General features: G+C 66.5%; 27 protein-coding genes, 3 tRNA genes and 1 riboswitch. Of the genes, 21 read left to right on the top strand and 9 right to left on the bottom strand.

The features are described from left to right. Window positions 1-23: 23 nt before the first annotated feature. From cpaB to ACYVI5_RS14375, 5 genes are all read left to right on the top strand, one after another. Window positions 24-755 (top strand): Flp pilus assembly protein CpaB, encoded by a 732-nt coding sequence (gene cpaB / locus ACYVI5_RS14395; RefSeq protein WP_460580805.1) that lies wholly within the window; start codon window positions 24-26, stop codon window positions 753-755. After that, on the top strand, window positions 752-2,113 hold the full coding sequence (locus ACYVI5_RS14390) for an AAA family ATPase (RefSeq protein WP_460580804.1): 1,362 nt from the start codon (window positions 752-754) through the stop codon (window positions 2,111-2,113). The genes cpaB and ACYVI5_RS14390 overlap by 4 nt, the downstream gene beginning before the upstream one ends. Window positions 2,114-2,325: 212 nt before the next feature. Further along, window positions 2,326-3,672 (top strand): CpaF family protein, encoded by a 1,347-nt coding sequence (locus tag ACYVI5_RS14385; protein WP_460580803.1) that lies wholly within the window; start codon window positions 2,326-2,328, stop codon window positions 3,670-3,672. Then, the gene (locus ACYVI5_RS14380) at window positions 3,669-4,622 is read left to right on the top strand and encodes a type II secretion system F family protein (protein ID WP_460580802.1); all 954 of its coding nucleotides are present in this window, start codon (window positions 3,669-3,671) and stop codon (window positions 4,620-4,622) included. Before ACYVI5_RS14385 ends, ACYVI5_RS14380 begins: the two co-directional genes overlap by 4 nt. Continuing rightward, window positions 4,622-5,497, top strand: coding sequence for a type II secretion system F family protein (locus tag ACYVI5_RS14375; RefSeq protein ID WP_460580801.1), 876 nt, complete (start codon window positions 4,622-4,624; stop codon window positions 5,495-5,497). Before ACYVI5_RS14380 ends, ACYVI5_RS14375 begins: the two co-directional genes overlap by 1 nt. 23 nt (window positions 5,498-5,520) lie before the next feature. Here ACYVI5_RS14375 and ACYVI5_RS14370 read toward each other — a convergent pair whose 3' ends face one another. After that, entirely contained in the window at window positions 5,521-6,405 is an 885-nt protein-coding gene (locus tag ACYVI5_RS14370; protein WP_460580800.1) for an alanyl-tRNA editing protein, read from the bottom strand. An 11-nt stretch (window positions 6,406-6,416) separates the two neighbouring features. Further along, window positions 6,417-6,905: a YajQ family nucleotide-binding protein gene (locus ACYVI5_RS14365; RefSeq protein WP_460537176.1), complete on the bottom strand. Its 489-nt coding sequence runs from the start codon at window positions 6,903-6,905 to the stop codon at window positions 6,417-6,419. A gap of 130 nt (window positions 6,906-7,035) precedes the next feature. On the opposite strand from ACYVI5_RS14365, the gene ACYVI5_RS14360 reads away from it, so the two are divergent. Together ACYVI5_RS14360 and ACYVI5_RS14355 are read left to right on the top strand one after the other, a co-directional pair. Further along, window positions 7,036-7,443 carry an LPXTG cell wall anchor domain-containing protein gene (locus ACYVI5_RS14360; protein ID WP_460580799.1) on the top strand — a complete coding sequence of 136 codons (408 nt, stop codon included), beginning with the start codon at window positions 7,036-7,038 and terminating at the stop codon, window positions 7,441-7,443. 209 nt (window positions 7,444-7,652) lie between these two features. Next, window positions 7,653-7,734: transfer RNA gene (locus ACYVI5_RS14355), tRNA-Tyr, on the top strand. A 74-nt stretch (window positions 7,735-7,808) separates the two neighbouring features. Here ACYVI5_RS14355 and ACYVI5_RS14350 read toward each other — a convergent pair. Then, window positions 7,809-9,044: a serine hydrolase domain-containing protein gene (locus ACYVI5_RS14350; protein ID WP_460580798.1), complete on the bottom strand. Its 1,236-nt coding sequence runs from the start codon at window positions 9,042-9,044 to the stop codon at window positions 7,809-7,811. 233 nt (window positions 9,045-9,277) lie between these two features. Between ACYVI5_RS14350 and panD the strand changes: the two genes are divergently transcribed. Both panD and ACYVI5_RS14340 read left to right on the top strand, forming a co-directional pair. Then, window positions 9,278-9,655: an aspartate 1-decarboxylase gene (panD, locus tag ACYVI5_RS14345; protein WP_460581282.1), complete on the top strand. Its 378-nt coding sequence runs from the start codon at window positions 9,278-9,280 to the stop codon at window positions 9,653-9,655. Between the two features lie 72 nt (window positions 9,656-9,727). Continuing rightward, on the top strand, window positions 9,728-10,036 hold the full coding sequence (locus ACYVI5_RS14340; protein WP_460537167.1) for a DUF3467 domain-containing protein: 309 nt from the start codon (window positions 9,728-9,730) through the stop codon (window positions 10,034-10,036). Window positions 10,037-10,114: 78 nt separating this feature from the next. Here the strand turns inward: ACYVI5_RS14340 and ACYVI5_RS14335 are convergent, their stop codons facing one another. Both ACYVI5_RS14335 and ACYVI5_RS14330 read right to left on the bottom strand, forming a co-directional pair. Then, window positions 10,115-10,597, bottom strand: a complete 483-nt coding sequence (locus ACYVI5_RS14335) for a DUF805 domain-containing protein (protein WP_460580797.1) — start codon at window positions 10,595-10,597, stop codon at window positions 10,115-10,117. 21 nt (window positions 10,598-10,618) lie between these two features. Then, window positions 10,619-10,897, bottom strand: a complete 279-nt coding sequence (locus tag ACYVI5_RS14330) for a DUF6504 family protein (protein ID WP_460580796.1) — start codon at window positions 10,895-10,897, stop codon at window positions 10,619-10,621. A gap of 111 nt (window positions 10,898-11,008) precedes the next feature. Here ACYVI5_RS14330 and ACYVI5_RS14325 point away from each other — a divergent pair, with 111 nt between their 5' ends. Then, window positions 11,009-11,824 (top strand): inositol monophosphatase family protein, encoded by an 816-nt coding sequence (locus ACYVI5_RS14325; RefSeq protein WP_460537161.1) that lies wholly within the window; start codon window positions 11,009-11,011, stop codon window positions 11,822-11,824. Window positions 11,825-11,831: 7 nt separating this feature from the next. On the opposite strand, the gene ACYVI5_RS14320 is transcribed toward ACYVI5_RS14325, so the two are convergent. Further along, entirely contained in the window at window positions 11,832-13,559 is a 1,728-nt protein-coding gene (locus ACYVI5_RS14320; protein WP_460580795.1) for a glycoside hydrolase family 13 protein, read from the bottom strand. A gap of 148 nt (window positions 13,560-13,707) precedes the next feature. Next, a riboswitch (TPP riboswitch) is annotated at window positions 13,708-13,814 on the top strand. On the opposite strand from ACYVI5_RS14320, the gene thiC reads away from it, so the two are divergent. Beyond that, window positions 13,811-15,532, top strand: coding sequence for a phosphomethylpyrimidine synthase ThiC (gene thiC / locus ACYVI5_RS14315; protein ID WP_460537158.1), 1,722 nt, complete (start codon window positions 13,811-13,813; stop codon window positions 15,530-15,532). Its footprint overlaps the riboswitch before it by 4 nt. A gap of 56 nt (window positions 15,533-15,588) precedes the next feature. Here the strand turns inward: thiC and thiE are convergent, their stop codons facing one another. Beyond that, on the bottom strand, window positions 15,589-16,239 hold the full coding sequence (gene thiE / locus ACYVI5_RS14310) for a thiamine phosphate synthase (protein WP_460580794.1): 651 nt from the start codon (window positions 16,237-16,239) through the stop codon (window positions 15,589-15,591). A 24-nt stretch (window positions 16,240-16,263) separates the two neighbouring features. On the opposite strand from thiE, the gene thiO reads away from it, so the two are divergent. Genes thiO through thiD form a run of 5 tightly spaced genes read left to right on the top strand, consistent with a single transcriptional unit; the run spans window position 16,264 to window position 20,634 of the window. After that, entirely contained in the window at window positions 16,264-17,514 is a 1,251-nt protein-coding gene (thiO, locus tag ACYVI5_RS14305; RefSeq protein WP_460580793.1) for a glycine oxidase ThiO, read from the top strand. Beyond that, on the top strand, window positions 17,511-17,768 hold the full coding sequence (gene thiS / locus ACYVI5_RS14300) for a sulfur carrier protein ThiS (protein WP_460580792.1): 258 nt from the start codon (window positions 17,511-17,513) through the stop codon (window positions 17,766-17,768). Before thiO ends, thiS begins: the two co-directional genes overlap by 4 nt. Before the next feature lie 3 nt (window positions 17,769-17,771). Continuing rightward, window positions 17,772-18,545 (top strand): thiazole synthase, encoded by a 774-nt coding sequence (locus ACYVI5_RS14295; RefSeq protein ID WP_460580791.1) that lies wholly within the window; start codon window positions 17,772-17,774, stop codon window positions 18,543-18,545. Further along, window positions 18,545-19,723 (top strand): ThiF family adenylyltransferase, encoded by a 1,179-nt coding sequence (locus tag ACYVI5_RS14290; RefSeq protein WP_460581281.1) that lies wholly within the window; start codon window positions 18,545-18,547, stop codon window positions 19,721-19,723. The genes ACYVI5_RS14295 and ACYVI5_RS14290 overlap by 1 nt, the downstream gene beginning before the upstream one ends. Further along, complete coding sequence (thiD, locus tag ACYVI5_RS14285; RefSeq protein ID WP_460580790.1) at window positions 19,720-20,634, top strand: bifunctional hydroxymethylpyrimidine kinase/phosphomethylpyrimidine kinase; 915 nt, start codon at window positions 19,720-19,722, stop codon at window positions 20,632-20,634. Before ACYVI5_RS14290 ends, thiD begins: the two co-directional genes overlap by 4 nt. Here the strand turns inward: thiD and ACYVI5_RS14280 are convergent. Further along, window positions 20,612-21,934 (bottom strand): ABC transporter substrate-binding protein, encoded by a 1,323-nt coding sequence (locus ACYVI5_RS14280; RefSeq protein ID WP_460537144.1) that lies wholly within the window; start codon window positions 21,932-21,934, stop codon window positions 20,612-20,614. The two genes, thiD and ACYVI5_RS14280, sit on opposite strands and share 23 nt — an antisense overlap. 183 nt (window positions 21,935-22,117) lie before the next feature. Here ACYVI5_RS14280 and ACYVI5_RS14275 point away from each other — a divergent pair, with 183 nt between their 5' ends. Next, window positions 22,118-23,167: a LacI family DNA-binding transcriptional regulator gene (locus ACYVI5_RS14275; RefSeq protein WP_460580789.1), complete on the top strand. Its 1,050-nt coding sequence runs from the start codon at window positions 22,118-22,120 to the stop codon at window positions 23,165-23,167. Window positions 23,168-23,253: 86 nt separating this feature from the next. Here ACYVI5_RS14275 and ACYVI5_RS14270 read toward each other — a convergent pair whose 3' ends face one another. Next, window positions 23,254-23,496: a hypothetical protein gene (locus ACYVI5_RS14270; RefSeq protein WP_460537140.1), complete on the bottom strand. Its 243-nt coding sequence runs from the start codon at window positions 23,494-23,496 to the stop codon at window positions 23,254-23,256. A gap of 92 nt (window positions 23,497-23,588) precedes the next feature. Between ACYVI5_RS14270 and ACYVI5_RS14265 the strand changes: the two genes are divergently transcribed. From ACYVI5_RS14265 to ACYVI5_RS14250, 4 genes are all read left to right on the top strand, one after another. After that, window positions 23,589-24,089 (top strand): MarR family winged helix-turn-helix transcriptional regulator, encoded by a 501-nt coding sequence (locus ACYVI5_RS14265; RefSeq protein ID WP_460581280.1) that lies wholly within the window; start codon window positions 23,589-23,591, stop codon window positions 24,087-24,089. 46 nt (window positions 24,090-24,135) lie between these two features. Continuing rightward, window positions 24,136-24,210: transfer RNA gene (locus tag ACYVI5_RS14260), tRNA-Thr, on the top strand. Between the two features lie 39 nt (window positions 24,211-24,249). Next, window positions 24,250-24,323 (top strand) — tRNA-Met (locus ACYVI5_RS14255). Between the two features lie 150 nt (window positions 24,324-24,473). Next, window positions 24,474-25,184, top strand: a complete 711-nt coding sequence (locus ACYVI5_RS14250) for a helix-turn-helix domain-containing protein (protein ID WP_460580788.1) — start codon at window positions 24,474-24,476, stop codon at window positions 25,182-25,184. The last annotated feature ends 115 nt before the right edge of the window (window positions 25,185-25,299 follow it).

Below are 25,299 nucleotides of genomic sequence, written 5' to 3'. Positions count from 1 at the left end.
TACAACATTGAGAAAGGCTTCCCGTGATCCGCATCATCGGCGCCATCGTCGCGGTCATCCTCGTTGTCGTCGGCGGTCTTGCCCTCTTTCTCTACGTACAGGATGCCGACACCCGTGCCGCCCAAGGGCAGAAGCTCGAGTCCGTCTACGTCGTTCAGGCACAGATCCCGAAGGGTACATCGGGGGCGAGCATCGGCAATCAGGTGAAAGTCGAGAGGCTTCCTGCCCTCGCCGTCCAGCCGGGCACGGTGACGAATCTTGCGTCCATCCAGAACGACCTCGCCAATACCGACCTGTTGCCGGGGGACCAGTTGGTGCAGGCTCGCTTCTCGTCACCGGAGGAGCTCGCGCGCGGTGGGTCGGTTCCGGTGCCGAAGGGATTGCAGACGATCACGGTGGCGATGCCGGCACCGGAGGTCGTGGGCGGTGATGTGCATGCCGGCGACCGGGTCGGCATCGTCTACACGGGCCCGAGCCCGACTGGTGGAACAGTGACGCAGTTCCTGTACCAGCAGGTGCTCGTAACCGGCATATCGTATGGGACCACCGCTGTGCAGCAGTCGAAGACGTCGGCCTCGACTGAGGCATCGGCTCAGTCCGCGGGAGTTCTTATGGTCACTTTCGCCGTCACCGACGTGCAAGCGACCAAGATCGCCTTTGCCGCGCAGCAGGGCAACACCCTATGGCTGACGCTGCAGAACACCGATACGACCTCCGGATCGCCGCAGGTGACCGTGCAGAACGTGTTCCAATGAGTCGTTATCTCCTCATCACCCGCAGTGCGGCGTACGAGGCGCGATTGCGTCGCCTCTTCCGCCGGAGGGTACAGGCCATCCCAGGTGAACACCTGGCGTTCGGCGCTGATGAGATCGTTCGGTCGGTGGAGGGTGCTCCGCGCATCGCCCTGCTCGGACCTCTCCTGAGCTACGAAGAGACCAGGGCACTCGCCGACGCGGTGAGCAGGCGTTATCCGGGAATCGGACTGGTCGTCGTACGCGAGCAGCGAGCCGACCTCGAGGACTGGGTGGACGGCATCTCGATGCATGCCGTGCTCGGTCCCGAAGCCTCCGACCAGGCTGTGGTCGACCTGCTGGATCGGCTCCGATCCTGGCTGGTAGCCACGGGTCGGCTGCATGCCGAAGAGGAAGAGTCCGAAGACGATGCCGAAGACGACGACCAGCAGCCCGACGCGATCGCCTTCCTCACGACGAGTTTCGACGAACTGATCTCGGGCAAACCTCCCGACAAGTCCGAGGTCGCAGAGACCACCGGCGACCCGGTGGAATCGGGAACCGAGGCGGACGACGAGATGCTTGAGCCCGTCGATGAGTGGGTCCTTCCACCCATCGTCGAGGGTACGCGCACCGAAGTCATCGTGGTCGCGGCACCCAAAGGCGGACAGGGCAAGACCACGACAGCGGTCAATCTCGCAGTGGCTCTGGCGGAGGTCGAGCCCAACTCGGTCGTGCTCGTCGATGCCGACATGCAATTCGGCGACGTCGCAAGCGTGCTCGATCTCGAGCCGCATCGCACCATCGTGGAACTCGCTCTGGAGATTGACGAGGTGGCGCTCAAGACCCTTCTGACGCGACACGACAGCGCATTCTTCGTGGTCGCAGGGCCGCACTCACCGGAACTCGCCGACAAGGTCGCGGCCGACTCGCTCGGCCGGCTCATCGACCGACTTGCCGGGCTGTTCCGCTACGTCATCGTCGACACCACCCCCGGGCTCGACGACAACACCCTCACCGCCATCGAACATGCCACCGACGCGGTCTTCGTCAGCACGCTGACGGTCCCGGCACTGCGGGCGCTCCGAACCGAGTTCGAGATTCTGGCTGAAGCGGAGCTCATACCACCGAACCGACACGTCGTGCTCAACATGGTGGAGAAGAACACCGGGCTCATCGTCAAGGATGCGGAAAGAATCATCGGGGCGCCCGTCGACGTGCAGGTCCCCAGATCCGCCACAGTCCTGATGGCGGCCAATGCCGGCGAGCCGGTGCTCCGGCGCCAGCCGCGAGATCCCGCATCACGGGCCATGCGTCAGCTGGCCTGCCGGCTCGACGGCCGCGGCATGCGGCGCGCCGCGCGACGAAAGGATGGCGAGTAGTGAGTCTCAGCGATCGCTTGGCGCGCGCCCGAGGCGCACATCTTCCCGAAACCACGTCAGGTGAGGGTTCCCCGGCGTCCGAGGTCTCAAGCGACTGGCCGGCCCCCGTGCCGATCGGTATCTCGTCCACCCGCGATCCCGACCACCACGCGCAAACGGTGGAGGGAAGTGCCGTCGCATTCCAGGCCCATGCGGCCACGAATGATGCTGTCATGGCTCCGCCTGCTTCTGTTCCTGCTGCACAGCGCTCGCTCGTGCGCGACGACGCTGCCCCGAACGATCCATTCGTGGAGCTCAAGGAGCGAGCCGCTCAGGAGCTCTTCCAACGTATCGGCGCCCGCCTCAACGATCCGAGCCTCTCGGAAGAGCGGTTGCACACCATCGCCAGGGAAGAACTCGTGCGTATCGTCGAGACCGAGCAGGTCGCGCTGACGGCGGCCGAACGCAACAGGCTCATCGAGGAGATCAGCGCCGACGTGCTCGGCCTCGGTCCGCTCGAGGCGATGCTCGACGACCCGAGCATCACCGAGATCATGGTGAACCGGTATGACCAGATCTATGTCGAACTCGCGGGCCGGCTGACGAAATCGGCGGGCCGTTTCAACAATGAGGCGCAACTCAGGCGTGTCATCGAACGGATCGTGTCGCGCGTCGGACGCCGCATCGACGAGTCGTCGCCGATGGTGGATGCTCGGCTGATGGACGGGTCGCGTGTGAACGCGGTCATTCCGCCTCTGGCAGTCGACGGTTCAGCCCTCACGGTCCGCAAGTTCTCCCGCACTCCTTACACGAGCAAGGATCTCGTGCGCTTCGGCAGCTACTCTGCGCAGATGGCGGTGCTGCTGGATGCCGCAGTGCGTGCGCGGATGAACATCTTGGTCTCAGGGGGAACGGGCACGGGCAAGACGACTTTGCTCAACGTGCTCTCCGGATTCATTCCGGGTGACGAGCGCATCGTGACCATCGAGGATGCGGTGGAGCTCCAACTGCAGCAGGACCACGTGGTGCGACTGGAGGCGCGTCCCGCGAATATCGAGGGACGCGGCGAGGTCACGATCCGCGATCTGGTGCGCAACGCGTTGCGCATGCGTCCCGATCGCATCGTCGTTGGCGAAGTGCGCGGAGGCGAGAGCCTCGACATGTTGCAGGCAATGAACACCGGACACGAGGGCTCCATATCGACGATCCACGCCAACTCGCCACGTGACGCGGTGTCTCGTCTCGAGACGCTCGTGCTCATGGCCGGCATGGACCTGCCGCTGCGAGCCATCCGCGAACAGATAGCGTCTGCCATCGATGTGATCGTGCAGCTCGCTCGTCTGCGCGACGGCACGCGCCGTGTGGTGAGCGTCACGGAGGTGATCGGAATGGAGAGCGACGTGGTCACCATGCAGGAGGCATACTCCTTCGACTACGGTGCGGGAGTCGACGAGAACGGCCGGTTCCGGGGAAGCTCGGTGCCGACCGGCATCGTGCCGAGGTTCGTCGAACGATTCGCGGACAACAACGTGACGGTGCCGATGAGCGTCTTCGAGCGGCAACCGGTGGTCGAGCGATGACGGTCGGTCTCGCTCTCGGGCTCGTGCTGGTGCTGCTCGCATTGCTCGCGCTGTTGTTCTTCGTGATCGCGCCGCCGCCGAAGCGTGTGGCGTTGGAACGCCGTCTCGCTCCTGGGGAGGAGTATCGTTCCGCTCTCACCCGGGCCACCGACAAGACCGTGACCGCGATCGACTCCGTCGTGGCGCGGCAGCAGCGCACCCTCTTCAACGAGAGCAGACTCGAACTGGCGGGCATACATCAGACTCCGGCAGCATTCACACTCCTCGTCTTCTCGATGGCGTGCGTGCTCGCGCTGATCGGTGTCGCGATGGGATTCGGCTCCTGGCTGTCGCTTGTGCTGGCTTTGCTCTTCGCGGCCTGCGCACCCTTGCTCGCGGTTGTACTCCTTGATGTGCGCACCGCATCCCGCCGGGCGAAGTTCGCCGACCAGCTCGACGACACCCTTCAACTGGTTGCAGGCAACCTTCGGGCGGGCCACGGCCTGACCCAAGCGATCGACTCGGTGGCCCGGTTCGCCGATCCGCCGACTTCGGAGGAGTTCTCTCGTGTCGTCAACGAGTCCCGGATCGGAAGAGATCTCGGCGACGCGCTCGCGGAGACAGCGGTCCGCATGAAATCGGATGACTTCACGTGGGCTGCGCAGGCGATTCAGATCAACCGCGAGACCGGGGGCAATCTCGCCGAGACTTTGAGTCGCACCGCGGCGACCATCCGCGAGCGGAACCAGATCCGTCGGCAGGTGAAGGCACTCAGCGCCGAGGGACGGATGTCGGCGCTCATTCTCATCGCTTTGCCGTTCGTCGTGTTCTTGGCCGTGTTCTTGATCAACCCGCACTACCTCGATCCGTTCTTCGCGAACCTCATCGGATGGATCGTGCTCGCCGCCGCGGCGGTGCTCATGGTTATCGGCATCGTGTGGATGATGGCCGCGGTCCGGGTGAAGTTCTAATGTCGATCCTCATCTACGTCGCCGTCGCCGCCGTGGCGCTGGGTGCCGGAGCGCTCGTCTTCATCGTGTTCACCACCATTCCGTCGAAGCGCGATGTCGCCGCGGTCATGGCGGCTCGTACGATCGCCGAGCGTGAACGAGTCGACCGGGGTTCATTCGGTCAGACGTTGGCGGGAGTCATGCCGTCCGGATACTCCGGATGGGTACAGAAGAAGATCATCTACGCGGGAAAGGCTGGTCAATGGTCGGTCGGCGGATTCTTCCTGGTGCGGTTCGTCGTCACGCTCGTCGCCGTGCCGGTGATCGTCCTGACGCTCGTGCTCTCGCCCGGACTAATCTTCACCGTGGTCGGCATCGCGTTCGCAGTGCTCTTCGGCTCCATTCCGGAGGTCATCCTCTCGAGCCGCGCCGACGACCGGCAGAAGGCGATTCAGATCGCCCTGCCCGACACTCTTGATCAGATGACCATCGCAGTCGAGGCCGGCTTGGGGTTCGAGGCCGCGATGACGCGCGTGAGTCGTAACAGTGCCGGACCTCTCTCGGACGAAATCGCACGCACGCTTCAGGACATCTCGATCGGCCGATCCCGGTTCGACGCATACGCGGCGCTCCTCACACGCACGAATTGCGACGATCTCAAACGGTTCGTGCGTGCTGTTCAGCAGGCGGACCGATATGGCATCGCCATCGCCGACGTGTTGCAGGTTCAGGCGGGGGAGATGCGGGTCAAGCGCAGGCAACGCGCCGAAGAGAAGGCGGCTTCTGTGCCGATCAAGGTCGTGTTCCCTCTCGTTTTCGCGATCCTGCCCGTGTTGTTCATCGTGCTACTCTTCCCCGCCGTGCTCGGAATCATCGGGGCGTTCAGTCACGTCTGATCGTTGCGGGCGCTCATCCGTTCTCAGTCGGCAGCAGCACCGCACCGCATCGTCAGTGTCGCGGTCCCGGCATCCTCGCCGAGTTCCAGCTCGACTGACACGTTACTGAGCGACGCCAGCGACCCCACGTGCGTGCCGCCGCACGCGATGCGTGCTGTGCCCTCTGGCAAGTCGCACACCCAGAACCGCGGGTCGCCGAGACCGTCGCCGTCGCGCTCGATGTGCACGGGCGCATCCGTCGCTATCCAGGTCCGAAGCGCCTTCGAAGCAGCCGCAGCCACGGCCCCGAGCGCATCCGCGAGCCCGTCGGTGGTGAATCCCTTGCGCCGCAGCGACTTGTTGAGCCGGAAGACGTCGACGGATCCGTTGGACACAATCGTGGAGGACTGGATCGCCTCGTGGTCGAAGTCCGGCCGACCAAGCGCATCCTCTCTCACGGGTTTCGTCCATCGGTCCGCGAGCGCTGCATTGAGCGCAAGGGATGCCAGGTGGCACAGCGTGTGGCCGACGGAGAGCTCGCGGCGGTGCGCGGCATCCACGCTCACGACGACTTCGTCACCAACCGCAATGCGGCTCGGCGCCTGAAGCACGTGCGCGACGACGAACGCCCATCCCTCGGTGCCGCGACGCACCGGAACATCGTCGCCGACGAACAGGTTCGTTCCGTCAGTCGCACCGACGACGACGTCGACCATCGGCACCTCCCGCCCGTCGACGAGGATCGAGCCGGTGTCCGGTCCTTGATCGGGCCAAGCGCGGTCGACGGGATGCGCTGGGGTGCGGTCAAGCAGAACGAGTTCCTGCCCATCGCCGTACGGCTGAAGGTGCAGCACGACGGCGTCTGCGCGTAGCGCTTCAGGCCCTGCGGAGGCGTAGAGAACGGTGGTGTCCGTAGAAGGCAGCGGCATGGATGCCCGTCTCAGCGGAAGTTCACGAACTGCAGGTCGACGTCGACGTCGGCCTTCTTGAGCAGCGCGATCGTGGCCTGCAGATCGTCCCGGCTCTTCGACGAGACGCGCACCTCGTCGCCCTGGATCTGGCTCTTCACCGACTTCGGCGCCTCATCGCGGATCAGCTTGTTGATCTTCTTGCCGGCTTCCTGATCGATGCCCTGTTTGAGCGCCACCTCGAGCCGGAACTCCTTGCCGCTGGCGTACGGCTCACCGGCATCCAGGCTCTTCAGCGAGACACCGCGCTTGATGAACTTCGACTCGAGCACGTCGAGGATGGCCTTCACCCGCTCCTCCGAGTTGGCCTTGAGCAGGATCTTCTCGCCGCTCCACTCGACCGATGCCCCCACGTTCTTGAAGTCGTAGCGCTGGTCGACCTCTTTGCGCGCCTGGTTGACGGCGTTGTCGGCCTCCATCTTGTCGACTTTGCTGACGACGTCGAACGACGAATCTGCCATGACACAAGCTCCTCACGCGATCGATTCCGTATCCCTGCGAGTTTAAGGGGCGCACCGAAGGCTGGTGACGCGCGGCAATTCGGCCACCTGTCGCGGCTTTTCGGCCCAGAGGCTCCTCTATGCTTGCCGCGTGACCGAACACTTCGGCGGCCTCGCCGCAACCGGATCCGACGTGACGCCCTGGCTGATCGTCGCCGGCATCATCGTGCTGCTGGGTGTGATCGCGCTCATCATCGCCGGTGCGGTGCGCTCGCGGCGCGCCGAGCGCCAGGTCGAAGACGCGGCGGAAGCGGTAGCGGATGCCGGCGGCACGCTTCCGGAACCCGACCCGGAAGCATCCGGCTCGGCTGAGACGGTCATCGAGGAGGCGTCCGAGCTGGGCACAACGGATGCCCGCACAGCGCCACCTGCGCCACCCGCGTCGCCGTCGCCGCTGGAATCGCCCGCGCCGGGGTCGCCCGCGCCGGGGTCTCCCACCCCCGGTGGGCCCGCGGACGATGGAGAGGGCCCGTCGTCGGACAGCTCGCCGAGGCCCTGACGCCCATCCGATCGACCTCCGGCGCGCTTCGACTCGCTGAAACCGGGGGTTCGTGCTGAGGCCCGGGCACAATGCGCCGGTTTCGGCGCGATCCGCCGGTTTCGCAGCGATCGGGCCCGGACGGCCGACGATTTCACCGGATGCGAGAGCGTGGGTATCCTTGAGTTCGCGCCTTCGGTCAGGTGATCACACGTGGTCGGGAGCGCCTCGGCAGGTTACCCAAGCGGCCAAAGGGATCTGACTGTAAATCAGCCGGCATAGCCTTCGGGGGTTCGAATCCCTCACCTGCCACTGTGTGCGTCGAGCCCCTTCTGACCTGGTCAGGAGGGGCTCGGCAACGTACAGCCGAAGCCGCGGCCGCATCGTCACTTGCTCATCGGCGGCGCGTCGCCGGGAACGAGATATCCGCCGATCTGGCGGAACAGCGTGTCGGACGAATTCGCGTAGTCGCCCTGGTCGTCGAAGGCGGCGGGAGTGAACGTGCACGCGACGGCGATCGCGACCTTCTTGGACGGCAGATAGGCCTCCGTGGCGCTGTAGCCGCTGAGCAGAGGATTCTGCAGCATCCACGAGCCCGAGCGAACCACACCGAGGCCGTAGTTGTAGCCGGGAACCTGCGTGAAGCACGAACCGCCGCACACCGGCAGGTGGGTGCCGAAGCCGATCAGCTTCGAGTCGGTCATCGCGTGGAAACTCGCCTTCGACAGTAGCTTGCCGGTGCCGATCGCCACGGCCGTCGTCGTCATGTCGGTGATGTCGGTGGTCTCGGCCGCGCCGATCGGGGTGCCCCACGCCGGGTTCCAGTACGTCGACTCCTCGTAGAACGGGCTGCCAGGCGGCACCCCCAGCTGCACCCTTCGTTCGGAGCTGTATGCGTGCAGCGTCGGCCTGGGGAAGACCGCTGTCGAGTTCGCGACGGTGTTCTTCAGACCCATGGGATCGAGCACCTTCTGCTTCAGCAGCTGGTCGAGCGGCTTCTTGCCGATCATGGCGAGAATGTGACCCAGGATCATGAAGTTGGTGTGCGCGTAGCTCCAGTTCGTGCCGGGAGCGAACTCCATCGGCCGGTCGAACGCGTATTTGATGCGCTCATCGAACGTGAAGAGGTGGAACGGGTTCGTGTTGTACGCCGCCGTCCACCCCGGGTCGGTCTCGAAGTCGGGGTAGCCGGATGTCTGATTCGCGAGCATCTTGAGAGTCACCTTGTCGGCGTCCGGAAGCTCGGGCATCCACTTGTCGATCGTGTCATCGAGTGCGACCTTGTGCTCGTCCACGTACTGCAGAAGCAGGTTGCTGAGGTATTCGAAGGCGACGGCCCCGTTGCGGAACTGCATATCGGTCTTCGCCGGGACACCGGTCATCGAGTCCCCGAATGCCTGCATGGCCACGACTTTGCCGTTCACCGTCACTCGCACGATGACAGCTTTCAAGTGCTGCTTGGTCATGGCCGTGCGCACGAGCGACGCTATGCCCTCGGCCTGTTTGGAGTCCGGCGCCGATGAAGACCCGGTCGATGCCTTCGGCGCGGGCGACGCAGTGCAGGAGGTGAGCCCCGCCGCCGTCACCAGCGCGACGACAATTGCTGTTCCGATCCAGGTCATGCGGGAGTGAACTCTCGCGACTGCCGGTTCTGGGTGCACCATGGCGGCTCCGCTCGTCGCAGAACGCTGCAGGAGCGGCTGCCCTCCCGACACTACGCGCCCGCACGGAGGACCGGTCATGCGCATTCCGCTCCACAACGGGGGACACGCCTCGATGCTCGGTCGTCTCGATAAACTGTCGCAGCCCGCCCGCTTCGTCCCTTTCGCTGAGGAGCCCCTCCGTGCGCGTAACCATGCTCCGTGCCAAGATCCACCGCGCGACGGTGACCAGGGCTGACTTGCACTATGTCGGGTCCCTGACCGTGGATCGCGATCTCCTGACCGCGTCGGGAATCCTCGTGGGAGAGAAGGTCACCGTGGTCGACATCGACAACGGTCAGCGGTTCGAGACGTATGTCATCGAGGGCGAGCCCGGCTCTGGCGTGATTGGTGCGAATGGTGCGGCCGCCCGGCTCGTCGCCCTCGGCGACCGGGTGATCATCATGGCCTACGGGTCGGTGAAGCTGTCGAAGGCATCCGGGGTGCGACCGAAGGTCATCATGGTGGATGCGCAGAACCGCGTGCAGCACACCGGCGAGGATGCCGCATTCCCCACGGCGTATCCATCGTGATCGGCGACCGCGTCGATTGTGCAGCAGCTGACTCCCCGCTGAGTCAGCGGATGCCCGGATAGGCTCGTCTCCATGCCCGACGAGCAGCGGAACGTGCCGACACAGATCAACTTCGACATTCCGACGGAGGTCGAGGCGGGCAGTTTCGCGGACTTCGCCAGCATCTGGCACACCGACAGCGTGTTCGTGCTCGACTTCGCATCGCTGCGCGGTCCGGCGACCGAGACACTCGACGAAGACGGCGAACCGCAGCGCTCGGTGAACGCGAGGGTCGTGACCCGGGTGCGCATTCCGCCGGAGCAGGTGTTCGAGCTCGCGAAGGCGCTGACCCGCGAGCTCGAGCTCTGGGAGCAGCAGACCGGCAAGCGCTCGGGGCAGTAGCGCAACTGGCGGCGCCTGCTGTCAGCACCGGGGCACCCGGCCCGTCGGCTGGACCGGCGGCCCGTCAGGGGCAGTCCGTCAGGCCCGGTCGAATCGCTTTCCGTAGCCCTGCTTCGGCAGGATGCCGAAGATCACGCCGATCACCTGCCCGGCGAACGGAATGAGGGTGAGCAGGAACCACCATCCGGTCAGGTTCGCGTCGTGCAGCCGGCGCACGAACACGGCAATGGTCGGAACGATCACCGCAAGCACGTACAGCCCGAAAACGATGCCGATCACCGTGCTCCCCGTCGTCGGTCTCGGCGCGAACGGCCCCGCGAGGCCGTTCGCCATCTCGACACCGATTCCCGCGAGCAGGAACACGACGATGTTCAGCGCGTACGCCCACCAGAACTCGCTGCGACTCGCCCTGCCATGGAACACGGCGTATTTCGCGAAGTACCGACCGATCGCCTCCTGAGGCGTCGCTCGGTAGATCGGCTTGTCCGACGGATGCCTGCCCGCGGCGATCTCCGCCGCATCGACGGCATCCTGCGCGAAGTCGTCGGCCCCGGTGCTCACGATCACATGCTGCCACGAGCGTCAATCGATGACGCGAATCAGCTCCCACATGCCGAGCGTGGCGAGGCGCACATCGAACACGCGGGTATCGCCGTCGTCACTCGTGCCCTGGAAGCGCCAGCCCTTCAGCGGCGTCGGCGGATGCGTGATCGCCGGACTCAGCGGAATGCCGGGCTCGGGCCCCAGCCGAGTCGGTGTATCGGTGACGCGGTAGCGACGGCCGGCCCAGAACATCCGTCTCGGAACGCCGTCTTCATCGATCCAGACGGTGACGATGTCGGTGGTATGAGTGATGCTCACGGCAGACCTCCTCGCAGAACAATCGAACAGAGCTTCGATGAAAGGAGAATAGATCGATTGCGCGCGACACGCCAAAGAGATCCTCCAGGCGGCGGCCCCTAGCATCGAGGGGTGCCCTCCACTATCGATGAGCTCCTGATCCTTGCCCGCACGATCGCCTGCGAGGCCGGCGATCTCGTGCACAGCCGGCGCGAGGAGGGTGTCGAGGTCGCGGCGACGAAGACGGCACCGGAAGACATCGTCACGGCGGCGGATCGCGAGTCCGAAGACCTCATAAGAGGACGCATCGCAGACGCCCGCCCCGGCGACGGCTTCTTCGGCGAGGAGAGCGACGCGAGCGCGAGCAGCAGCGGACTGACGTGGATCGTCGACCCGATCGACGGCACCGTCAACTACCTCTACGGCATCCCGGCGTACGCTGTCTCGATCGCCGTGGTGGAGGGCGACCCCGACCCGAACACGTGGCGCTCGCTGGCATCCGCCGTCGTCAATCCGGCCAGCGGCGAGGTGTATACGGCGAGTGCCGGCGGCGGCGCCTATCTCGGACGCAAGCGGCTGCAGGTGGCCACAGGCAAGCAGTTGTCGCTCGCCCTCGTCGGTACGGGCTTCTCGTACGACTCCCGCCGGCGCGGGCTGCAGGCCGAGGCGGTGAGCATGCTCATTCCGCGGGTGCGAGACATCCGCCGTATCGGTGCGGCCTCGCTCGACCTCTGCAATGTCGCGTCAGGGCGACTGGATGCTTACTACGAGAAGGGCCTCAAGCCCTGGGATCATGCCGGCGGCGCGCTCGTCGCCGCGGAGGCGGGCGCGAAGGTCGCCGGCCTGCACGGTGCGGAGGCGAGCCGCGCGCTGACGATCGCGGCGGAGCCGGGACTCTTCGCGCAGCTCGAGCCGATTCTGGACGAGATCGGCGTCGCCGACCGCTGAGCGGGCGTCAGCCCAGAATCCAGACCGCCGTGTCTGCAGGCAGCTCGTGGTCGTCGAGGGGCTCGCTCGAGACGATCACGTCGCCCTCCGGAAGCGGAATGGATGCCCGCCCCAGGTTCGCCAGCACCGTGACGTCCCCGTTGCGGAACGCCACCACGTCGTCGCCGTAGCCCTCCAGCCACTCGAGTATCCCGCTGCCCAGCGAGCGTTCCTCTCGTTCGGCGAGCAGCAGTTTGTAGAGCGAGAGCGTCGAGTCGGGCTCGTCGCTCTCCGCGTCCCGCGCCATCGTCGCCCACTCGGCCGGCTGCGGCAGCCAGCTCTTCCCGCTGTCGCTGAACCCGTACGAGGGACCGGATGCCGTCCACGGGATCGGGACGCGGCATCCGTCGCGGCCGTAGCGTTCGCCGTGCGTGCGGAACCAGGTCGGATCTTGTCGTGCGGAGTCGGGCAGATCGATCACCTCGGGGAGCCCCAGTTCCTCGCCCTGATACAGGTAGGCCGAGCCTGGCAGCGCAAGCATCACGGTCGTCGCGGCGCGGGCTCGCCGCAGGCCCAGCGCCTTGTTCGGGCGGTACGGCGTCTTCGGCCCGATCCCGTGGCCCTGCGGGCTCTCATCCGCGAGTCCGAAACGGGTCGGATGCCGGATCACGTCGTGGTTCGAGAGCACCCACGTGCTCGGGGCGCCGACACCGTTGAACGCGTCGAGCGATTCCTCGATGACTGCACGCAGAGCATCCGGATGCCACGGCGTCTCGAGGTAGGTGAAGTTGAACGTCTGCTGCATCTCGTCGGAGCGCACGTACCTGGCGAGCTTGGCGGGCGGGCTCACCCACGCCTCTCCGCACAGCGCTCGGTCGCCGTCGTACTCCGCCAGCACGTTGTGCCAGTCGCGGAAGATGGCGTGGCCGCCTTCCTGCGCCCACATCGGCGAGCCGGGCTCCTCATCGCTGATGTCGGGCTCGAGCGTCACGCTGGCGCCGCTCATCGAGCCGCCGCGCTGCTCGGGCGTGTAATCCGGCAGCCCCTTCGCCTTGACCATGCCGTGCGCGACGTCGATGCGGAATCCGTCCACTCCGCGATCGAGCCAGAACCGCAGGATGCCGCGGAACTGTTCCCACACCCAGGGGCTCTCCCAGTTGAGGTCGGGCTGCGACGAGTCGAACAGGTGCAGGTACCACTGTCCAGGGGTGCCGTCCGGGTTCGTCGTGCGGCTCCAGGCGGGGCCCCCGAAGACCGACTCCCAGTTGTTCGGCGGAAGCTCGCCGTTCTCACCCTTGCCGTCGAGGAACCAGTAGTGGCTCCTCGCCTCGCTGCCCGGAGCGGATGCCAGCGCCTCTTGGAACCAGCGGTGATCGGACGACGTGTGGTTCGGCACCAGGTCGACGATGACGCGTAGCCCGAGGTCGTGGGCGGCCGCGAGCATCCGGTCGAAGTCGTCGAGCGTGCCGAACAGCGGGTCCACGTCGCAGTAGTCGGCGACGTCGTAGCCGGCGTCGCGCTGCGGCGACGTCATGAAGGGGGAGAGCCAGACCGCGTCGACACCGAGGTCTTGCAGAGCGGGCAGGTGAGCGGTGATACCGGGCAGGTCGCCGAAGCCGTCGCCGTTGCTGTCCGCGAACGACCGCGGATACACCTGATAGATCACCGCTGTGCGCCACCACTCGTTGCCGGTGCTGGTCGGCGTCGCTGCGGTGTCGCTCTGCGGGCCGGTCGCTTCGTGCGATGCCTCCGACATGGCTTCCTCCGTCGAAGGGGCCGTGTTCACCGTTGTATTCACCACTGATACGTCCTTGATTCGAGTCGTTGCATGCGTGTCCATCCATGCTCTCGCACGTGCCTGATGACCGGCGGCTGCCCTTCGGCCGGAACGTTGATAGGGTGATGGCGATCTACACGGGAGCCCTGGCAAGGGCTGAGAGGAAGCTGCCGCAGCTTCGACCGTAGAACCTGTCCGGACAATGCCGGCGAAGGAAGTAGGGCTCCTCCATGGATTCGATCCACCCATCGCACACGCTCGCCTATCTGCGCGACGACGAACACGGCATCCGTGTTCCGGTCACCTCGATCTCGCTGGGCACGACGTCGGACGAGTCGTTCGTGGCCTACCGAACGGCCGGGCCCGGCAGCGACCCGGTGCTCGGGCTCGCGCCGTTCCGTGAGGAATGGATTGCAGCGCGCGGCGACACAGAAACGTACGAAGGCCGCGGCCGCGACCTGAACGATGATGGCAGGGCCGCGCAGCGCCGAGGTGCGGCCTCCGCCGAGTGGAAGGGCGCCAAGCCGGTGCCGCGCCGGGCCCTGGACGGCCGCACGGTGACGCAGATGCACTACGCCCGGCGCGGCGTGATCACCCCGGAGATGCGCTTCGTCGCGTTGCGGGAGAACTGCGATGTCGAGCTCGTCCGCGCGGAACTCGCCGCGGGGCGGGCGATCATCCCCAGCAACATCAATCATCCGGAATCCGAGCCGATGATCATCGGCAAGGCGTTCCTGGTGAAGGTGAACGCCAACATCGGCAACTCGGCGGTGACCAGCTCCATCGCCGAGGAGGTCGACAAGCTGCAGTGGGCGGCCACCTGGGGTGCCGACACCGTGATGGACCTGTCGACCGGGGACGACATCCACACCACCCGAGAGTGGATCATCCGCAACTCACCAGTTCCGATCGGCACCGTTCCGATCTACCAAGCGCTGGAGAAGGTGGGCGGCGACGCGAACGCGTTGACATGGGAGCTCTACCGCGACACCGTCATCGAGCAGTGCGAGCAGGGTGTCGACTACATGACCGTGCACGCCGGAGTGCTCCTGCGCTATGTTCCACTGACTGCCGAAAGGGTCACCGGGATCGTCTCCCGCGGCGGATCGATCATGGCGGGATGGTGCCTTGCGCACCACGAGGAGAACTTCCTCTACACCCACTTCGACGAGCTGTGCGAGATCTTCGCTCGCTACGATGTCGCGTTCTCGCTCGGCGATGGGCTGCGGCCGGGTTCCATCGCCGACGCGAACGACGCCGCCCAGTTCGCCGAGCTCGACACGCTGGCCGAGCTGACCAGGCGGGCGTGGGAGTTCGACGTGCAGGTCATGGTGGAGGGCCCCGGGCACGTTCCGTTCCACCTCGTGCGGGAGAACGTCGAGCGTCAGCAGGAGCTCTGCGACGGTGCCCCGTTCTACACCCTCGGACCGCTGGTCACCGATATCGCGCCTGGCTACGACCACATCACCTCGGCGATCGGTGCGACCGAGATAGCCCGTTACGGCACCGCGATGCTCTGCTACGTCACGCCGAAGGAGCACCTCGGTCTTCCGAACAAGGATGACGTGAAGACGGGTGTCATCACCTACAAGATCGCCGCGCACGCCGCCGACCTGGCGAAAGGACATCCGGGCGCCCACGAGCGGGACGACGCGCTTTCGAGAGCGCGATTCGAGTTCCGGTGGCGCGACCAGTTCGCGCTCTCCCTCGACCCGGTCACCGCGGAGGAGTTCCACGACGAGACCCTGCCCGCGGAGCCGGCCAAGACCGCGCACTTCTGCTCGATGTGCGGGCCGAAGTTCTGCTCGATGCGCATCTCTCAAGACATCCGGGACGAGTTCGGCGGACTCTCCGAGCAGCAGGTGATCGCGGGCATGAACGAACGATCCGCCCTCTTCCGCGCGTCGGGCGGACGGGTCTACCTTCCCGAGCCCGGCGTCGGCCGCCCGTAACCGTCGTGATGTCCGCCCTGATCACGGGGCCGTTCGGCGACGTCCGGACGGCCGGTTCACTGAGGATGCGCGGGGTCTTCCAGAAGGGGCAGGGCGCCGCACAGCCGGCGTGCGGCCTCCTCGGGGTCGTCGGCGTCGGTGATCGCCCGCACCACGACGACCCGCCGCGCACCGGCATCCACCACCTCGCCGATGGTGCTCGCATCGATGCCGCCGATCGCGAACCACGGGCGCGTCGGGCTTCGTTGCGCCGCGAACCTGATCAGCTCGGTTCCCACGGCCGCGCGTCCGGGCTTCGTCGGGGTGGACCACACCGGCCCGACGCAGAAGTAGCCGAGATCGGCAGCGGCGATGGCGGCATCCACCTGCGCAGCGGTGTGGGTGGACCGGCCGATCGCCGTCTGCGCTCCGACGATCGCGCGCGCGGCGGACGGCGGCAGGTCCTTCTGTCCGAGGTGCAGGACAGGGGCACCGGCCAAGCGGGCGATGTCGGCGCGATCGTTGACCGCCCAGAGCCTGCCGTGCTGTGCTGCGACCTCGGCCAGGGCCACGAGAAGCTCGAGCTCTTCGCAGCCTTCCAGCGACTTGTCCCGCAGCTGCACGATGTCGACGCCGCCCCGATATGCGGCGGAGACGAAGTCGGGGAAGTCGCCTTGGCGGGTGCGCGCGTCTGTGCAGAGATAGAGCCGGGCGGCATTCAGGGACACCGGTCCAGCGTAGCGAGGCAGGGAATGCGTGCGACGAACGGGTCGGAGGCAGTCGATGTCGCTGTCATCGGCGGCGGCGTCATCGGGTTGAGCATCGGGTGGATGCTCATGCAGGCCGGGTACTCGGTGCGGGTCATCGATCCCCGACCGGCAAGCGGGGCCACCTTCGCTGCGGCGGGAATGCTGACCCCCATCGGCGAATACCACTATCAGGAGGAATCGCTTCTCGAGCTCATGCTGGCCTCGGCGAGCCTCTATCCGCGGTTCATCGAGTCGGTGCCGGGTGCGGAGGCAGCGTACCTCGCGAACGGCACCCTTCTGGTCGGCCTCGATCGCGGTGACACGCAGGCGTTGGCCGACCTGCACGCCGCACTTCGACAGAGGGACCTCGTGGTCGAACCGCTGACGCGGAGCGGGGCGAGGCTTCAGGAGCCGTTCCTGGGTCCGCGGGTGTCGGCCGCCTATCGCGTGGCGGGCGACCAGCAGGTCGACCCTCGTGTGCTGGCACAGGCGCTCGCCGAGGGGCTCTCCCGGGGTGCGCGGGCCGGCATCGTGCGGCAGCGCGTCGTCGCCCTGGTGCACGCGGATGCCTGCGACCCCGTTTCGCCAGTCGTGGGCGTGCAGCTCGACGACGGCACGTCCATCGCCGCTGGCGAGGTCGTCGTCGCCAACGGCGTTGCGGCATCCGGGCTCGAGGGCCTTGCCGCAGCAGGCATGCCGCTTCGTCCCGTGTATGGCGACATCCTGCGCCTTCGAGTGCCCGAACACCTGCGGCCGCTGCTCACCATGACCGTCCGGGCTCTCGTGCACGGAGCGCCGGTCTATCTCGTTCCTCGTGCAGACGGCACCGTCGTGCTCGGCGCGACGCAGCGGGAAGACGGCCGAAGCGGTGTCTCGGCGGGCGCGGTGCATCGACTGCTCTCCGACGCGCAAGAAGTGCTCCCCGCTGTGGCCGAGCTCGACCTCATCGAGGCGACGACGCGAGCGCGCCCCGCGACGCCGGACAACGCGCCTTTCCTGGGACGGACCGGTGCAGGTGACGGCACGGATGTGCCCGGGCTGATCATCGCCACAGGGTTCTTCCGGCACGGAGTGCTGCTGGCTCCGATCGCGGCCGAGATCTGTCTCGACCTGGTGCGCGGAAGCGAAGACTCGCGCTGGTCCCGGTTCCGTCCCGACCGGTTCGGGCCACGACCGGCCGCATTCGCACCACGGACAGAGCAATACGCACCCAGGGTCAAGTCATTCGCACAGCAGGAAAGGAGCACGTCGTGATCGAGATCGTCGTGAACGGGCGACCGCGGTTCGCCGACCCCGGATGCACGGTGGCCGGGCTGCTGGCCGAAGTCCTCGCATGCTCACCGGCCGAGCCGCAGAACGCTCCACATGATGGGAACGACGCCGAGCGGCGGCCGACGGGCGTCGCGGTCGCTCGCAACCTCGTGGTCGTGCCGCGAGCGCGATGGAACGACACGGTGCTGGCCGACGGCGATGTCGTCGAGGTTCTGACCGCGACCCAGGGAGGCTGACCGGTGCGAACGGACATCCTCACTATCGACGGCGTCGAACTGGAGTCGAGGCTCATCATGGGAACGGGGGGCGCGCAGAACCACTCGGTTCTCGAAGCCGCTCTCGTCGCTTCGGGTAGCCGCCTCACCACCGTGGCGATGCGCCGGCACGTTGCCTCCGCCCAGGGGTCGCTGTTCCGGCTGATCACCGAGCTGGGCATCCGCGTGCTTCCCAACACCGCCGGGTGCCTGACCGCGCGCGAAGCGGTCGTCACGGCCGAACTCGCGCGCGAAGCGGTGGGGACAGACTGGGTCAAGCTGGAGGTCATCGCCGACGAGCGCACGCTGCTCCCCGACCCCGTCGAGCTGGCCAGCGCGACCGAGGAGCTGGTGTCGCGCGGTTTCGTCGTCTTCGCCTACACGAACGACGATCCGGCGCTGGCTCTGCGCTTGGAGGAGGCCGGGGCCGCGGCCGTCATGCCGCTCGGCGCTCCGATCGGTAGTGGTCTCGGCATCCTCAACCCCCACAACATCGAAATGATCGCGGAACGCGCGTCGGTGCCGGTCGTGCTCGACGCGGGAATCGGCACGGCGTCGCACGCGGCTTTCGCCATGGAACTCGGATGTGACGCCGTGCTCCTCGCGACGGCGGTGACGAGAGCGCAGGACCCGGTGGGAATGGCCACGGCCTTCCGGCACGCCGTCATCGCCGGCCGTGCGGCTGCGATCTCCGGGCGCATCCCGGAACGGAGGGCCGCACTTGCGTCCTCCCCGATGGAAGGGCGGCCCGACCTGTGATCGCATCGGAGAGCACGCCGCGGCCTGCGCCCCTCGTGGAGCCCGGCCCGCCGCTGGTGGCGGATGAGTTCCAGCGCTACGCCCGCCATCTCTCGTTGCCCGGATTCGGTGCGATCGGCCAGCGGCGGCTGAAGGCGGCGCGAGTGCTGGTCGTCGGAGCCGGCGGCCTCGGCTCGCCCGTCCTCGCCTATCTGGCGGCGGCGGGCGTCGGAACGCTCGGCGTGATCGACGACGACGTCGTGGAGCCGAGCAACCTGCAACGCCAGGTGATCCACAGCTCGGGCGACGTGGGCAGGCTCAAGACCGAGTCGGCTCGCGCCGCGATCGGCGCGATCAACCCGCTGGTCGAGGTGGACTCCCATGCCGTGCGACTCACCGACCACAACGCGGTCGAACTTTTCGCTCGATACGACCTCGTCGTCGACGGCTCCGACAACTTCGCGACCCGCTACGTCGTCTCCGACGCCGCCGGTGTTCTCGGGATGCCGTGCGTGTGGGGCTCCATCCTGCACTACGGAGCGCAGGTCAGCGTCTTCTGGAACACCTTCGGCCCCGGCTATCGCGACCTCTACCCGGATGCCCCGACCGAGGCGCCGACCTGCGAGTCGGCGGGTGTGCTGGGGATGCTGTGCGGAGCGGCCGGGTCGATCATGGCAGCGGAGGCCGTCAAGCTCATCACCGGTACCGGTCGTTCTCTGCTCGGCAGGCTGGCGGTCTTCGACCTCGGCGAGGCGACCTGGCGCGAGTACCGCATCGCGTGCGATCCACCCGCAACGGGCGAGCCGGGAAGACATACGCCCGGGGCCGCGAACCGCCTCGCGTCCGGCTCCCGCCGGCCGGCAGCCGAGGTGCACGAGATGGCGCCTTCGGAACTTCGCGCGAGGCTGTGCGCTCCCGGAAACGTGGGGCTCGAACTCATCGACGTGAGGGACGCCGGGGAGTACGAGGTCGCCCACATCGAGGGGGCACGATCGCTGCCGCTGCAGCAGCTCGGAGCAGAAGGCGCGCTCCGCGACATCGCCTCCGGCCGTGCAGGACACGACACGGACGTCGTCGTGTACTGCACGGTCGGCACGCGATCCCGCGCGGCCGCAGCGATACTCAGCGACGCGGGCTTTCCACGAGTCAGCGTGCTCGCCGGGGGCATGGAGCGGTGGATGGCGGAGTCCTCTTCGTGAGCGACGCACACGGCCGCATACCGCGCGTGCTGAGCGTCGCCGGAAGCGATCCGACCGGCGGCGCGGGCATCCAGGCGGATCTGAAGAGCATCGCAGCGAACCGCGGCTACGGCATGGCCGTGGTCACGGCTCTCGTGGCGCAGAACACGCGCGGCGTGCGTGCGATGCACGTGCCCGGAGCCGGGTTCCTCACCGAACAGCTCCGGGCTGTCAGCGACGACGTCGCGATCGACGCGGTGAAGATCGGCATGCTGGCCGACGCGGAATCGGTCGGGGCTGTCGCACATTGGCTGCACACGACCCGGCCGCCGAGGGTCGTCTTGGATCCGGTTCTGCTCTCCTCGTCAGGGCACCGCCTGCTCGATGCCGCAGGAGAACGAGCACTGCCCGCACTGTTCGAGGCGGTCGACGTGATCACCCCCAACCTGGACGAATTGGCCGCGCTGACCCGTGCGCCTCGGGCCGGCACATGGCGGGACGCCCTCGAACAGGCGTCCTTGCTCTCGGCGGCGTACGACATGATCGTTCTCGTCACCGGCGGGCACGCGGAAGGCCCGGCCTCGACGGACGCGCTCGTGGATGCCGGGGGCCGGCTGGGCAAGCACGGAAGCCTCTTCGAGGCGACGAGCCCCCGCATCCATACTCGGAACACCCACGGCACCGGATGCTCGCTGTCGTCCGCAATCGCCACGATTCAGGCCCGCGTGAACGACTGGCCGCGGGCGCTCGTCGCCGCGAAGCAGTGGCTTCACGACAGCCTGGCGCACGCGGACGAGCTCGACGTCGGATCGGGTGCCGGTCCTCTCCACCACTTCCATGCGCTGTGGGAAGGCGTCGAGACTCGCGCGCTTCCGGGCATCCACGTTTCCGTTCAGGATGCCCGCGCGCTCACTTCTTCAGCTGCGACATGAGCGTCGACTGAAGCGTGGTGAGCGCTTCCTTCGGCGTGGACTTCTGCGAGAGAACGGATTGGGCGAACGTGGACATCGCCGGCGTGCTGTCGACGAGCGTCACGTTCGAGAACAAAGCCGTGCCGCCGGGTGCCGCCCACGTCTTGCAGATCGGCTGCCAGACATCCACCAGCTTGACGTTGGACGGGTTCGACTTGAACTCGCTGGTGTCGGCGATCGACCTCAGCGGCGGCAGGCCGATGCCGGTGTTCTGGGTCCATAGCGCCGACATGTGCTTGTAGTAGTAGGTCAGGAACGCCTCAGAGCCCTTCTGGCTGGGGGTGTTCTTGTACATCATGATGTTGTTCGGGAAGTAGAGCGCGCCCTTCTTGCCCGCCGCGCTCACCAGCGGGTCGCCGAGCACGAGTTGCTTCTGCACCGGGCCGGTCACGTTCTGCGGAAGGCCCGGCACGTCGATGCCCATCGCGCAGGTGCCCTTGCTCCACTGTGTGTTGGTGTTGGTGCTGGAGTAGCCGAGGTTGCCGGGGTCGACGTACCCCTTGCGAACCATCTCGACCACCCAGTCGAGCGCCTCGATGTTGGCGCTCGTGACCAAGTTCGGCTTCTGCTCCTCATCGAAGATGCCGCCGCCGTTGTTGATCATGACGCCCGTGAGGGTCTGGAAGCTGTTTCCGCCACTCGTATTGCTGCTCAGGCTGAACCCGTACACACCAATCTTCTTCAGCGCCGCTGCCGCATCCAGATAGCTCTGCCAGTCGGTCGGGGGCGTGGCGCCCGCCTTGTCGAGCAGCGTCTTGTTGTACCAGAGCACGCGCATGTCGAGGTTGTACGGAATCGCGACGTAGCCCTTCTCGGTCTTCATTGCGTCGAGCAGTCCTGGGAGGAAGTCGTCGTAGAGTCCGTTGGACTTCCAGCTGTCGATGAGGTGGTCGGCATACGCGATCTTGCCCTGTTTGGCGAACTGGAACGCCTGGGTGCCGCCGCCTGAGCTCACTGCAGGCCCCGTGTTCGACGCGACAGCCGACGAGAACGTCTGGTTGAAGTTCGACCACTGGATCTCCTGGTACGTAGCGGAGGGGAGGCCCTTGGCCGGCTTGTACGCGAGGGTGATCTTCTTGTCCAGCGGATTGAACTTCGTGCCGCCCCACGGCATGTTCCAGAACTTCAAGGTTCCGCCGGATGAGCCGGAGCCGCTCGAGCCGGAGCTGCAGGCCGCAAGTGCCGCGGTGGCGATGCCCGCCCCGGCCGCAGAGAGAAAAGCGCGCCGGGTGAAGGCGCTGGCGGGTGTCGATGTCGACATGGTTCCTCCTCGCGGCACGCGCCGCTTGTTCGTCGTTGAACGTTGCCGTTCCGGGTCCGGGATGTTTGCGCAATACGAGCGCGAAGTTTTCGGTGCTATCGGAAGCATGCCGCGATATGTCTGGGAGCGCAACATATTTCAGGCGATAAATAGTTTGCGCAAGCCGTGCTCTACGATGACGTCGTGCCCGCCAAGAGACCCGCTGCTGGAGAGGGTCGCGCGCGCCGCCCGACTCTGTCCGCCATCGCGGAGCGAGCGGGCACGAGCATCCCGACGGCGTCGAAGGCGTTGCGCGGCGGTACGGATGTCGCGCCTGCGACGAGGAAGCGCATTCTGCGGGTCGCGGAGGAACTCGGGTACGCACCGGCCGGCAGGGACGCCACTGCGGCATCCGGCCAGGACTCCGCGCTCGTCGACTTCGTGCTGGCGTCGGGGGAGAGCTCCTGGACGAACCGTGCGCTGACCGGCGTCGAGGGTGCGGCAGGCGAGGCAGGTCTCGATGTCGTGATCACTCTGGTGCGCGACCAGTCCGACTGGGTGGACCGAGTGCTGCGCCGCCCGTCGCGCGGCGCCATCCTGGCGCTGGTCGCGCCGACGCGTGACCAGTGGCGGCGGCTGTCCGATGCCGGCCGACCCGTCGTGCTGCTCGATCCAATGTCGGCGCCTCCTCCCGGCGTCGGAAGCGTCGGTGCGATGAACTGGCAGGGCGGAAGGTCCGCGGCCGAGCACCTGCTCGCGCTCGGCCACACGCGAGTCGGGGTCATCGATGTCTCCGACTCCTTCGAATACAGCAGGGCCCGCCTCGACGGGTTCCGCTCCGTGCTGGCCGCATCCGGTCTCGACCTCGCGCCATCCCATCACACGCATGCAGGATGGCAACGCTCATCGGGTAGAGACGCCGCGCTGCGCATGCTGTCGGCATCCGACCGTCCGACGGCGCTGTTCGCCTGCACCGAGACGCTGGCGCTCGGCGTGTACGACGCGGCAGCGGCGCTGAAGCTCATGATCCCCGGCGACCTCAGCGTCGTAGGTTTCGACGACCTGCCGGAAGCGGGCTGGGCGTCTCCGCCGATGACGACGGTGCAGCAGCCGATCGCCGACATGGCGGCCTCTGCCTTGCGGATGCTGCTGAGGATCGGCCGGGCGGGCAGCGACTTCGACGACCACCCGCCGCGAGAAGAGTTGGCCACGAGGCTGATCGTGCGAGGCTCGACGGGCCCGGTGAGGCCCTGATTCGATCCTCGGTCGTTTCCGCTCGTTGAGCAGCGATTCCGGCTGATGGCACAGCGACGCGAAGTGCTTCGAATCGAAACGCCGCGCTACGCCGCGCCCAGCGGGCAGACGAGGCGGCTGGCCGTGCGCTGGTCGTCCGACCGCAGAACGGTGTGCGACGTCATGGGTGCGCCGCAGAGTGGGCAGGGGTTGTCGGTGCGACGCACGTCCGGACCTTCCGGATGCCCGGCCCCGAGCTGCGCGGGACCGGTGAACGTGCGGACGATCGCGTTGAACCGCTCGTACCAGTTCCAGAACTTCCGCTGCACGACTCTCCCGCTCACTGCCACGCTAATCATTAGCGTACAAACTATTAGCGTCAGCGTAACATCGTCTCCGGAGGTGCTGCATGGCCAAGCGCGCAAACGGAGCGAGCCGCTCGATGGATGCCGAGGCATCCATCGCATCCGACGTCATCCTCGCTCCCGACGAGCTGCTCAAGCTCGGCAACCAGGTGTGCTTCGCGCTCGCCGTGGCATCCCGCAGCGTCATCGCGCTGTATCGCCCGGTGCTGGAGCCGCTCGGGCTGACGCATCCGCAGTACCTCGTCATGCTGGCGCTGTGGGAGGAGAGCCCGCGCACCGTGGCGGCGATCGGTCGTGCCCTGCAGCTGGAGCCGGCGACGTTGTCCCCGTTGTTGAAGCGGCTGGAGGCATCCGGTCTCGTCAAGCGCGAGCGCGACCAGAACGACGAGCGGATGTTGCGCGTCACCCTCACCGAGAAGGGCCTGCGCCTTCGTGAGAAGGCACTGGATGTTCCACCGCAGATCGTGGAGCGCCTCGGCATGGAACTGTCGGAACTCGAGGCTCTCCGTGGCGCGCTGCACCGTGTGATCGACGCCGCTACGACGGTCCGTCACGTGGCCGATCGGCCCGCCGGATGATGGTATTCTCGTACGGTTGCCGATCGGACCTCACGTCTTTCGGTGCGCCCCGATAGCTCAGTGGTAGAGCACTTCCATGGTAAGGAAGGGGTCGTCAGTTCAATCCTGACTCGGGGCTCCAGCTCGGTGCAGCGGCTGTCTCAGTCGGCACGGAGTCTGCGGCGGGATAGCTCAGGTGGTTAGAGCACACGGCTCATAATCGTGGTGTCGCGGGTTCAAGTCCCGCTCCCGCTACTCACCTAGAAAACACTGGGAACGGCAGTCCTTGAGGGGCTGCCGTTCTGGTGTGTTATGTCTCAGGACATCTCTGACGATGGTGCATCAATAGAGCTCGGACGTTTCGGCGGGGTTTGGTCCTGACAGTTGCCCTCATTGTTTGAGGGCATGAGCCGTGTTGAGCCTGTTGATCCTCGTGTCCGTCTCGCGATCGTTCAGTGGCCGCCGGATGCGCCCCGGGGTTCGATCACGACGTTCTGCGCCGAGCACGGGATCTCACGGGAGACGTTCTATGCGATCCGAAGACGCGCGGCGGAGGATGGGCCGGCGGCGGCATTAGAGCCGCGGTCGCGGCGGCCGAAGGCGAGCCCGTCGAAGATTACCGACGAGGTTGTTCAGAGGGCGCTCGGAGTGCGCGCCGCGTTGGAGGCCTCCGGGTTGGATCACGGGCCGATCAGTGTTCACGAGAAGATGCGCGCACTGCGGATGGAGCCGGTGCCCTCGACGGCGTCATTCGGGGACGACGGGGTGCGAATGACCCGGATCCGCGACAACGGCACCGTCTATGCCCGCGGAACCAAGTTCCAAGTCAGCCGCACCCTCGCCGGAGCCATCGCATACCGCGTCGAGGAGAACGACCGACTGCTGATCTTCGACGCCCTAGGCAGCCTGCTGGCCGAATACCCGTGGCCCCCCCAGGCACCAAATACGTCGGCAGCGGCAAACCCCGAGGACCGAAAGGGCCCCGCGAGAAACCGGGACTGTCAGAGATGTCCTGACACATCCTTCGTCAGAGATGTCCTGATGCAGAAACGTCAGAGAAGTCCTGATACATCACAGCTGCCGTTCTGGTGTTGTTATGTCTCAGGACATCTCTGACGAAGGTGCATCAATAGAGCTCTGACGTTTCGGCGGGGTTTGGTCCTGACAGTTGCCCTCATTGTTTGAGGGCATGAGCCGTGTTGAGCCTGTTGATCCTCGTGTCCGTCTCGCG

The sequence above is a fragment of the Humibacter ginsengisoli genome (assembly GCF_054780095.1).
The sequence above is the reverse complement of the archived record's forward strand: the minus strand, read 5'-3'. Positions and strand labels throughout refer to the sequence as shown.